This is a genomic window from Lacticaseibacillus sharpeae JCM 1186 = DSM 20505 (genome assembly GCF_001436225.1).
GTDB classification, from domain to species: Bacteria; Bacillota; Bacilli; order Lactobacillales; family Lactobacillaceae; genus Lacticaseibacillus; species Lacticaseibacillus sharpeae.
Genome location: NZ_AYYO01000005.1, coordinates 88,044 through 98,727, shown reverse-complemented (window position 1 = coordinate 98,727; position 10,684 = coordinate 88,044). Strand labels below are relative to the sequence as shown.

The 10,684-nt window shown below is 54.6% G+C and carries 12 protein-coding genes; 9 read left to right on the top strand and 3 right to left on the bottom strand.

Annotation, left to right across the window (positions count from 1 at the left end; translation table 11 throughout):
* Positions 1–231 precede the first annotated feature (231 nt).
* A complete protein-coding gene (locus FC18_RS01660) occupies positions 232–669 on the top strand; it encodes a hypothetical protein (protein WP_054677608.1) in 438 nt (145 codons plus the stop codon).
* 41 nt (positions 670–710) lie between these two features.
* Here FC18_RS01660 and FC18_RS01655 read toward each other — a convergent pair whose 3' ends face one another.
* Positions 711–1,889: an MFS transporter gene (locus FC18_RS01655; protein ID WP_054677607.1), complete on the bottom strand. Its 1,179-nt coding sequence runs from the start codon at positions 1,887–1,889 to the stop codon at positions 711–713.
* A gap of 165 nt (positions 1,890–2,054) precedes the next feature.
* On the opposite strand from FC18_RS01655, the gene FC18_RS01650 reads away from it, so the two are divergent.
* The 3 genes from FC18_RS01650 (at position 2,055) to FC18_RS01640 (ending at position 5,585) form a co-directional block, all read left to right on the top strand.
* Complete coding sequence (locus tag FC18_RS01650; RefSeq protein WP_420806076.1) at positions 2,055–2,882, top strand: DNA/RNA non-specific endonuclease; 828 nt, start codon at positions 2,055–2,057, stop codon at positions 2,880–2,882.
* A 130-nt stretch (positions 2,883–3,012) separates the two neighbouring features.
* Entirely contained in the window at positions 3,013–4,710 is a 1,698-nt protein-coding gene (locus FC18_RS01645) for a M3 family oligoendopeptidase (protein ID WP_054677604.1), read from the top strand.
* Between the two features lie 236 nt (positions 4,711–4,946).
* Positions 4,947–5,585, top strand: a complete 639-nt coding sequence (locus tag FC18_RS01640) for a hypothetical protein (protein ID WP_054677602.1) — start codon at positions 4,947–4,949, stop codon at positions 5,583–5,585.
* A gap of 57 nt (positions 5,586–5,642) precedes the next feature.
* Here the strand turns inward: FC18_RS01640 and FC18_RS01635 are convergent, their stop codons facing one another.
* Positions 5,643–6,572 carry an NADP-dependent oxidoreductase gene (locus tag FC18_RS01635; protein ID WP_054677600.1) on the bottom strand — a complete coding sequence of 310 codons (930 nt, stop codon included), beginning with the start codon at positions 6,570–6,572 and terminating at the stop codon, positions 5,643–5,645.
* 15 nt (positions 6,573–6,587) lie between these two features.
* Entirely contained in the window at positions 6,588–7,220 is a 633-nt protein-coding gene (locus FC18_RS01630) for an HAD family hydrolase (protein ID WP_054677599.1), read from the bottom strand.
* Positions 7,221–7,441: 221 nt separating this feature from the next.
* Here FC18_RS01630 and FC18_RS01625 point away from each other — a divergent pair, with 221 nt between their 5' ends.
* The 5 genes from FC18_RS01625 to yqeK are packed head-to-tail and all read left to right on the top strand — an operon-like array spanning position 7,442 to position 10,677.
* Positions 7,442–7,966: a YqeG family HAD IIIA-type phosphatase gene (locus tag FC18_RS01625; RefSeq protein ID WP_054677598.1), complete on the top strand. Its 525-nt coding sequence runs from the start codon at positions 7,442–7,444 to the stop codon at positions 7,964–7,966.
* Entirely contained in the window at positions 7,959–9,080 is a 1,122-nt protein-coding gene (yqeH, locus tag FC18_RS01620; RefSeq protein ID WP_054677596.1) for a ribosome biogenesis GTPase YqeH, read from the top strand. The genes FC18_RS01625 and yqeH overlap by 8 nt, the downstream gene beginning before the upstream one ends.
* A 28-nt stretch (positions 9,081–9,108) precedes the next feature.
* Positions 9,109–9,429: a YhbY family RNA-binding protein gene (locus tag FC18_RS01615; RefSeq protein WP_054677593.1), complete on the top strand. Its 321-nt coding sequence runs from the start codon at positions 9,109–9,111 to the stop codon at positions 9,427–9,429.
* Complete coding sequence (locus FC18_RS01610; protein WP_054677591.1) at positions 9,429–10,073, top strand: nicotinate-nucleotide adenylyltransferase; 645 nt, start codon at positions 9,429–9,431, stop codon at positions 10,071–10,073. The genes FC18_RS01615 and FC18_RS01610 overlap by 1 nt, the downstream gene beginning before the upstream one ends.
* A complete protein-coding gene (yqeK, locus tag FC18_RS01605; RefSeq protein WP_054677589.1) occupies positions 10,066–10,677 on the top strand; it encodes a bis(5'-nucleosyl)-tetraphosphatase (symmetrical) YqeK in 612 nt (203 codons plus the stop codon). Before FC18_RS01610 ends, yqeK begins: the two co-directional genes overlap by 8 nt.
* Positions 10,678–10,684: the final 7 nt, after the last annotated feature.

Genomic DNA, 10,684 nt, shown 5'->3' with positions numbered 1-10,684 from the left:
GGGCCTACACCTCTGAGTTGGAGAAAAATCTCCAACACCAGAAAGTGTAGACCCAATTAAAGGAGTCAGACATTGCGTCTGGCTCCTTTTTTCGTGCGTGGACCGGCCAATTGTGAAAGATAATATTTGTTTTGTTATGGAGTACAGCTTTTGCAGAAAGAATGGTACACTGAAAACTAGAAATTTTGGTGCAAACTGTGCACGTAAACAAGTATAGATTGGACGAATTTGATGAAGAACAAAATCGCGGTCTTCTCCGCTATTTTTATGTTGGTTCTCCTGATTGTCGCGCCGGTGATCGTCGTAATTATCGCGCAGTTAGTGACAATCAGGTTGGCAGGGGGCCAAGTTAGTCAGTATGCTGCCCTCATCATTGTGGCCAATTTACTGGGTGTGGCGCTGGATATTTTCACTAGTGCCGTTGATAAGCTGTTCGAAATGCTGCGCAAGCGCTGGGCGGCGGTCACCCTTGTTATGTTAATTACTGATTGGGCTGTTTCCATGCTCATTCTCGCCCTAGCGAACAATCTCTGGTTCCACCTAAGTCTCGATGCGCAAATGCTCGGGATGGTTGCCGGGGTGGGCAGCATCGTCAGTGGCTTCATGCTGTGGCTGCTGGAACGCTTTGACAAGGATGACGACAAGGACCAAACAATTCAGGCAAAATAGTACAAAAAAATCTTTCGCAAACGTTGCGAAAGATTTTTTTGTTAGCGCTGTGGCACCGGTTGCCGGCGAACCCTGAACGTCAGAAAAAACGATGCGGCCAGGAAGAAGACCACGACTGCGTAAGGAATGTGGTAATTAACGTCCAGCAGGCTCCCAGAAATCAGGGGTCCGGCGATGTTGCCGATACTGGTCAAAGACAGGTTCAGCCCGTTGATGACACCCTGGTTGCTTGTGCTCTGCTTGGTGAGCAGGGTGGTGATTGCCGGCCGCAGTAAGTCAAATGCGGTGAAGATGATTAAGGTGGCAATCATGACGACGAGGTGGGATTTCGTCACCAGAATCCAGGCGGTGGCAAGGGCACTGAGGAGAAAGGCGATGCGGGTCAGGCGAATTTCGCCCAACCAGAGCACTAGCCGGTCGAAGAAGACCACCTGGAAGATGAGGGAGATGATTCCGTTCAGCGTTAGGACCAGCGCGATGTCACTGAGGCTGAAGTTGAACACTTCGTTGACGAAAATGCTGTAGATACTTTCAAAGCCCTGCAGCCCGAATGAGGAAACAAAAATCAAGGTGAACAGCATCAGCATTGGGCCGGTGAGGACGGCGCGCCACGATGAGCTTGGTGCTTCTGGTGCGTGGACGTGCCGCTCCTCGTGCCGCAGCTTTTCAGCGGCGGGCAGCAAGAAGATTGTTGCGAGCATCGCCAGCAAGCCAAGCACGGCGGCCAGCCAAAATGGCGCCTTGTAGTCGATTCCGGCCAGAATGCCGCCGAGTCCGGGACCGAGGATGAGGCCGCCGCTCAGGGATGCTGAGAGCCAGCCGATGACTTTTGCACGTTGCCGGTGCGTGGTGATGTCGGCGGCCATGGCCTGCGCGGTCGGGACGTACATCCCCGCCGCAATCCCCCCAATCGCCCGCGACAAATCGAACATGTACAGGTGGTTGGTGATGGCAAACAGGACTTCAGAAACCGCGAAGAGCCCCAGTCCGAAAATCAGGATTGGCTTGCGGCCCAGCTTGTCCGACATGCGCCCGATGATTGGTGAGGACACGAACTGGGTGAAGGCGAATAGGGCGGACATGATGCCCATATCGGTGGCAGACAGGTGCAATTCATTCTTGATGAACGGCATGACGGGGAAAATCAAACTCATTCCCAGGCACACCAAAAATTCGCTGAAGACCAAAATAATAATGGCCCGTTTCGTTGCTTTAGACATTACTCCTCCTCCACGGTGCTCAATTCACAATGATAAAATTGTAGCATAACGGGCCACTAGTGGTAAGGTCAACCATTACCGGGATTTTTTGCAGTCCGGCTAGTTTGTCCGCGGCCCGTACGGTAAAATGGGCGTGTAGTAATTATTGCCAAGGAGGACATGATTTTGGCGAAGAAACGGCGGCGCGGTAAGCGTGCGGGTCAAGTCAGTGGGGTTGTGGCCATTATTTTGGCCGGGGCCTTGTGGCTGTATCGTGGGGGTTACCTCAATCAATTTATTAATACCGGTCGGGAAAACGTCACGATTAGTTCGCAGACGTCGACCAATAATAAGGTGGATCAGGCTGCATACACGAAGCTGGCCAAGCTCGATTTTGCCAGTGGGGATAAACCCGTAGCCATGATTAACGGCGGCAAGAGCACGCTGAATGCAACGACGTGGAAGAGCGAGCACATCGATTACGGGAACCTGGACAGTTTGAACCGGACGACCACCGACACGGCGTACCTTTCGCAGCGTAACTTGGGGCACTCTTCGGGGCGGCCCAGCCAGGACTGGACGCCCACGGGGTGGCACTACAACCGGGGTTCCACCGATATATACAACCGCGGTCACCTGATTGCCTACACCCTGACCTTTAACATCAACGCTGACGGGGCGTACAGCCAGGGCAGCGAGGGGTCATCCGACAACCCGAAGAATCTGGGCACCCAGTCGGCATATTCAAACCAGATTCTGATGCAGATATACGAAGGCAAGGTGCGGCAGGCGCTAGAAGACGGGAAGAAGGTCATCTACCAGGTGACCACTGTGTTCCGGGGCGACGAGCTAATGCCACGGGGGTACTGGCTGCAGGCACTGTCGACGGATAATTCGCTGAACTTCAACGTTTACCTATTCAACGTGCAGCCGGGTTATACCTTTAACTACCTGGATGGCAGTAGCCGTGTACATTCAGACATGAAGGTCGATGAATCCGGCCTCGATAATTAACGGACACGCCCTAGTACTTGTCCGGGTTTGTTACCGAATTAACATGGTATTTGCGACGGGCGTCTAGCATAATTTGCGTAACGGCGCCGGCAAGAACGTCGGCACACGATCGACAAATGGAGGAAAGACAATGGATTTCACAACAGTCAAGTACACACGACCTGACCTTGAGGAGTTTAAGACCAAGATGCACAAGCTCAGCGTGCAGCTGGCGGGGGCCCAGAATGGGTTTGTCGCCAAAGTGGCGGCCACGGAGCTTGTTGCGCTGGTTAACAACATGAACTCGCAGGCAATGCTGGCGACTATCCGCAACAGCATCGACACGAATGATGCGTTTTACAAGGCGGAAGTTGACTTTTGGGACGAATACGGCCCCCAGTTTGACGATGCGCTCACCGAATACCAGCAGGCGGTCGTCAGCAGTGCTTACCAGGATGACTTGGCCAGCATTTACCCCCACACCTGGATTGCTGGTGCGCAGGATGCGCTGCGGGTGAAGGACCCGAAGATTATTCCGCTGCAGCAGCAAAACAACCGGCTGATTACGGAATACCAGACACTCATTGCCAGTGCCCAAATTGATTTTCAGGGGCAAACCTACACACTGGCGCAGCTCGGCCCCCTGATGAGTGACCAGGACCGGGATGTCAGGCGCGGCGCGAATGCGGCGTACTGGAGCTTTTTTGCCCAGCACGAAGCAACCTTCGACCGAATCTATGACGACATGGTGCACGTGCGGACCAAGATTGCGCGCGAGCTGGGCTTTAAGGACTATGCGGAAATGAGCTACGTGTTCATGGACCGGTTCGATTACGACGAGGACATGGTCAGCACGTACCGCAATGAGGTGCGGCAGAAGGTGGTTCCACTGGTCCGCGAGCAGCGCGCCAAGCAGGCCAAGCGGTTGGGACTGACCAAATTGGCATACTACGACTTGAGCATTCAGTTCAAGGACGGTAACGCTAAGCCCCAGGGCACACCGGAAGAATTAGTCGAAACGGCGCGCCAGATGTACCACGAAATGTCTGCCGAAACCGGGCCGTTCTTCGATCACATGGTGGACAGTCACCTGCTGGACCTACTGGCCAAGAAGGGCAAGATGTCTGGGGGTTACGCGGAGTACATCCCAAGCATCGAGTCACCATTTATCTTCGCCAACTTCAACGGGACCAGCGGCGATGTGGACGTGTTGACCCACGAAGCCGGCCACGCATTCCAGACCTTTGTGGCTCGCTGGATTCAGCCGGGTGAGGTTGTTTTCCCAACCAACGAAGCCGCAGAAATTTTCTCCATGAGCATGGAATTCATCGCTTACCCGTGGATGCAGAACTTCTTCAAGGACCAGACGGCCAAGTACAAGTATGCCCACCTGCAAGACGCCCTGGAGTTCTTGCCGTACGGAATTTTGGTCGACCACTTCCAGCACGAGGTGTACACGCACCCAGACATGACCCCCGCAGAGCGCAAAGCCTGCTGGCGGCGGCTGGAGAAGCAGTATAACCCAGACAAGGATTACAGCGAAAATGCGGACCTCGACCGCGGCATTTACTGGATGCGTCAGGGCCATATTTTTGAAGTGCCGTTCTACTACATTGATTACACCATCGCCCAAGTGGTGGCGTACCAGTTCTGGAAGCGATTCGAGGTTGACCACGATCAGACAGCGTGGAATGACTACCTGAGCATGGCCAAAGCGGGCGGCAGTCAGAGCCTGTTGGAATTGCTTAAGACCGGGCACCTGCAGTCCCCATTTGCAGCCGGGGCCTTGGATGACACGCTGGCCGCGATTCACACAGCGCTGGCGGCAGTCGACGACAGCAAGTTGTAAACACAATTGAAGAGCATGCAAAACGGGCGCCCATTGCATCATGGGCGTCCGTTTTTGGGTACGTGCACAGTTGTTGAAGCACGTGCCATTGATTGCGTTGGTAACGGTTGCAGGTACCGTGGCAACCATGATAAGATTTATGTGTGGGTAGAACAATAGTTACGTCTTATTAACTAATGATTAGATTAGATACGCGAAATCAATTGTTTGCTTCGGCGGGAAGCAGGGAGGTTGCGATGAAAAAAAGTATTGCGTTGTTAACAATCGCTAGCGCCGCATTAGTCCTGACTGCTTGCGACCAAGACGATGCAGCGACTGCCAATCTGCGCGGGGAAGTTGCCGCGCTGAAGGCGGAGAACTCGAGTCTGCGCAACCGGACAACGGACACGCGGGTGCGCGACCTGGATGATGACGATGGCGAAGATGAGGATGAAGCCGATTACGTGGTGCGGCATGTAGGGGTACTGACGCTGGCGGTGACGGATATTGAAAATGATGGGGTAGACAATAATCCAGATGAATATTCGCCGGTTGAGCGGGCCTACCCAGAGATTCAGGACTGGCCGGCTGAGTACTATCGGGCCGAAATTGTGTTGCACGTGAAGAATCTGGCCGCGGATGACGTTGATTTGACCAAGCAAACAATTGAGCTCACCGACGCGCTTGGTCGGCGGTATACTGACGCGACCTCGGATACGTTCGGCAAGGTTGTATTTAGCGTGGACGAGCTGGCAAGCGGCCACACAACTACCGCCATCCTGTACGTCGTGGGCAAACGGCGCATTAATTTGAATCACTTCCACATGAGCGTTGGGCCGCAGTACGCGGCCAGTGGCAAGATTGTTGGTGCGGAGGGAACCATCAATTTTCGGTGAGTTGGCGGCAAAAAAAGCGGGTGCGACATTGAAGTCGCGCCCGCTTTTGCGTTTGGCTTATTCGGTTGCAGTGCAGACGTACTTACCGGCAGGGTGGTGCTGTGCTAGTTCAGTGTGGGCGGTGATGACCCCTGTAACGCTGAACGGTAACGTCCGCGCCAGGTGAACCTGCAGATCGGCGTGATTGAAGAGCTTGAACAAAAATGCGAAGGCTGCTTGCGTGTCCACACGCTGTTCACCCAGCACGTGAAAATCAGGATCGTGCTCCGGCCGCACGTCCGGTTCGTTTAGGGTCACGTAGACGCCGTTTGGCCGCCGCATCCAGATGCCAGCGTTGTTATCGTGGCCGCCGGCAGTGGCGTTCACCACGTAATCACCCATGTTGGCAAAGCGTGCACCCACGTTTTCCCGGTCGTACAGGCCAACTTCATCCGCACCAAGGTCGAGCACGAGCTCATGGTTCGCACTGCTGCAGGTGGCAATCACGCGCAGCCCGAGGTACTTCGCCGCCTGCACCAGGATCGAGCCCACGCCACCACTAGCGCCTTCGATGACGATGGTTTTGCCCGGCTGGACCTGCAGTAATTGCAGCACGCCGAATGCGGCAATACCGACATTCGGCAGGGCCGCGGCGAACGTCTCGCTCATGTCCGCGGGTAAGTGCGCGATTTTGGTGGTGCTTGCCGTCACGAATTGACTGTAAGCGCCGCGGGGACGGTAATTGAGCACGCGGTCACCGATTTGGTAATCTGTGACGTCGCTGCCGACTGCGGTCACGGTGCCGGCAAGCTCGGTGCCCGGCACAATCGGCATGGGTAGGGGCCGGCTGTCCGCAAAATCGCCCTGACGTAGGCGCAAATCGTACGGGTTGATGCCGAACGCAGCAACTTTGATTTGCACTTGGTTCTGCTTGGGCTCAGGAATAGCGGCGGTCAACTCAGTGAATACGTCAGGACCACCGAATTGGTTAAATCCGAAGCGTAACATGACTTGCACTCCTTCCTAAATAATTGCGAGGTCGAGTAAGCCTTCGGGGCGCGTCAACATGTAGTCGGCCGACTTGAACCGGGACAAATCAAATGCGCCCCAGGTTGCCAGGCCGAATTTGACGCCGGCATCGTTGGCACTTTGCATGTCGTATATCGAATCGCCGAGGTACATGGCGTCCTCGGGCTGCACCTGCAACTCCTTGAGGGCCAAGTTGATTGGGTCAGGTGCGGGCTTAGGCGCCACCCCTGCATCGGCCGTGATGATGACGTCGAAGTATTCGTTGAGCCCGAACCACGTGAATTCATTTTCGAGTTCACTGTTGCTCTTGGACGTGATGATGCCAAGCTTCACGCCCCGGTGCTGCAGGTGTGCGAGCGTCCGGCGCATGGTGGCAAACACGGTTACTTGACGCTGCTTGGTAGCCAGCAGCTTTGGCCAGAGCGCCTTGACCGCTGCCGTCTGGTCAGCGGGTAAGTTCAATTGGGCCAAAGCCTCCTGGCTCGGGATTCCCAACGTGAAGCGTAGGTCGTTATGTGCGTACTGCCGCCCAGTCACCTGGGATAGCGCCTCCTGAAGCGATGCAATGATAACAGATTCTGTGTCGATGATGGTGCCATCGATATCAAACAAAATAGTTGAAAACATAGGCGAACCTCCCAGTCTCGGTTAAATGTAACCGTTTCCCTAATGATACCGCACTGAAGCAAGTTTAGGAAAGCGCTTTTGTGAATAATGTGCTTGTTACGAACAAAAATATTTGCCCAGATGGACGAACTTGTCCGCCATAGTTCGCTCAGGCGCTAGCGTTTAACCCGCGAATCTTTTATAATTGATTAGATATAGACGACAAGCAGGGAGGTGCCACCTTGGCACTAGTAACACCAACGTGGATGGTCGAGGCCATTTACAACATTGAACCAAGCACACTGAAGCGGCGCGGAATTTCTGCGGTGCTCACCGATTTAGATAACACGCTGATTGCGTGGAACAATCCTAAGGGGACGCCGCAGTTGCAGGAATGGCTGCACCGGATGGCGGAGGCCGGCATTACCGTGATGGTGGTGTCGAACAACAACCATGACCGGGTCAAAAAAGCGGTGGGCCACATGGAGGTCCAGTTTACGGCGCGCGCGCTCAAACCACTGCCAGTCGGGATTGACCGTGCGGTGCGCACACTCGGTATTGCGAAGTCGGCCTGCATCATGGTCGGCGACCAAATGCTGACGGACATGATTGCCGGTAATTTGGCGGGCGTGAAGACCGTACTCGTTAAACCACTGATCAAGACGGACCAGTGGAACACGTTACCCAACCGCTTCATCGAGGGGTTCATTAAGGGCCACATGAAGCGTAAGGGGACGTTCAAATATCAGGAGGACATTGATGACTGAAGCAACATCTGAGCTTTATTGCATTGGTTGTGGGGCAAAATTACAAACGGAAAACGACCAGGAAGCCGGCTTTTTGCCCGCTGCCCGGTTAGCGAAGGCGGATGCCGGCGAAGCAGAACTGTACTGCCAGCGGTGTTTCCGTTTACGCCACTACAACGAGATCCAGCCGGTGGGACTGACCGACGATGATTTCTTGCGGCTTTTGAACCTGATTGGGGAAGCTGATGCGCTCATCGTGAACGTCATGGACATCTTCGACTTTAACGGGAGTCTCATTCCCGGTCTGCACCGATTTGCCGGGGACAACCCCGTGCTGCTGGTCGGCAATAAGGCGGATGTGTTGCCTAAGTCACTGAAGCGGCCGCGGCTCCGGTCTTGGCTCACCCAGCAGGCGCACGCAGCGGGACTGCGGCCAGTTGACACCATCTTGATGAGTGCTAAGAACAAGGCGGACGTTGCTGAATTACTCACGAAGATTGAGGAATTGCGCAATGGCCGGGATGTGTACTTTGTTGGGGTGACCAACACCGGGAAGTCCACGCTCATCAACGCAATTCTGAAACAAACTAGCGGTATCGACGACCTGATTACCACGTCGCGGTTCCCAGGAACCACGCTTGACCGTATTCGGTTGGAACTGGATGATGGCGCCGGCATCATTGACACGCCGGGGATTATCCACCGTAACCAGATGGCGCACTACCTGGATGCCAAGGACCTGCGGCTGGTTTCGCCAACCCACGTGATTCGGCCCAAGACTTACCAGCTCAATCCAGGCCAGACACTGTTTCTGGCCGGCCTCGCGCGCTTTGACTTCATTCAAGGTCACCGCGGCGGCTTCACGGCGTACGTGGACAACCAGCTACTGATTCACCGCACCAAGTTGGAAAATGCAGATGACTTCTACGACCGGCAAAAGGGTGATATGCTCCAGCCACCACGTCCGGATTCAGACGTTGAATTGCCGGACTTGGCGCGCTTTGAATTCACGACCAAGCAGGATAGTGACCTAGTCTTTGCCGGACTTGGCTGGATTAACGTGCCAGCAGGTGAGACCGTTGCGGGCTATGCTCCCGCTGGTGTGGATGTAGTTTTACGCAAGGCAATGATTTAGACGCCGATTGAAAAAAAGGGGAAATATAATGCTGACAGGCAAACAGAAGCGGCTTTTGCGCAGCCGTGCAATGACAGAAAAAGCACTGATTAACTTCGGGAAGAACGGGCTTTCTGATACCTTCGTTAAGGGCGTTGCGGATGCAATCGAGGCTCGCGAAATGCTGAAGATTAGCTTGCTGCCTTCCGCCGACGAGACGGCTAAGGAAGTTGGGGCGTACCTTGAAGACGCAATTCCGGGGCTCGAAGTGGCGCAAACCATTGGCCACAGCCTGGTCGTCTACAAGGAAGCTGATAACGAAGACAACCGCAAGCTGTCCAAGCAGGTTGCGGCCTTGGCCAACGACTAATGGTTAAGAAGACGGTACTGACCCATCCGGTGCTGTCGACCGAACTGCGGACGCAGATTCTGGGGAAGAACAAGCGGCGGCAGGTTGGACTATTTGGCGGCACCTTCAACCCCGTCCACACGGGACACCTCGTGATGGCCGATCAGGTTGGCAACCAGCTGGGCCTCGATAAGGTATGTTTCATGCCGGACGCAACGCCCCCGCACGTGGACAAGAAGAGTGCGATTGCCGCGAAGTACCGCGTGGAAATGCTCGCGGCGGCAATCTCAGGCAACCCCATGTTTGACCTTGAACTGTGTGAAGTTGAACGTGGCGGTATCAGCTACAGCTATGATACGGTGGCGTACTTGAAACACAAGCATCCCGACACCGATTATTATTTCATCATCGGGGCGGACATGGTGAACTATTTGCCGAAGTGGCACCGCATCGATGAACTGGTCAAAATGGTCCAGTTCGTCGGCGTCAAGCGCCCGGGTTATACCCCACGGACGACGTACCCAGTCCTGTGGGTGGATGCACCGAAACTTGAAATCACCTCGACTGCGATTCGCAAACGGGTCGCAAATGGCGAAAGCATCCACTATTTGGTTCCGGATGCGGTGGCGGCATACATTGAAAAGGAGGGGTTATACCGTGAGTGATTACGAATACCCACTAACAATGACTGGTGGCCACACGCGCAGCCAAATCATCGCGAAGATGCACGAACGACTGAGTGATGGACGCTTTAAGCACTGCCTGCGCGTTGAAGAAACTAGCCGGCAACTGGCCCGTCGTTTTAATGTCGACGTGGATACTGCTGGGCTTGCAGGCCTACTGCATGACTACGCCAAGGAGATCAGCCCGGAAGCATACCGCGATGTGATTGTCGCTGAAGGTTATGGCAGCGACCTGCTCCAGTACGGACGCGGCGTGTGGCACGGGGTGGTGGGCACCTGGTTCTTGCAACAAGACCTGGGTATCAGTAATCCGGGTGTGATTCGCGCGATTAACCGGCACACCACGGGCCACCCCGACATGACGGCATTAGACATGATTGTCTTTGTTGCCGATTTTATCGAACCTGCACGCAGCCTTGACGGTGAAATCAAAGCACGTAAGGCCGCAGAGTCCAGTCTTGAACAAGCAACAATGATTGAATTACAAAATACTTTGGGTTACCTCGTTAGCCAGGGGGCGTTGATTCACCCATTAACGTTTGCCACCTACAACGCGTTTACCAAACGCCTGCAGACCGCTAAGTAACCCTGTC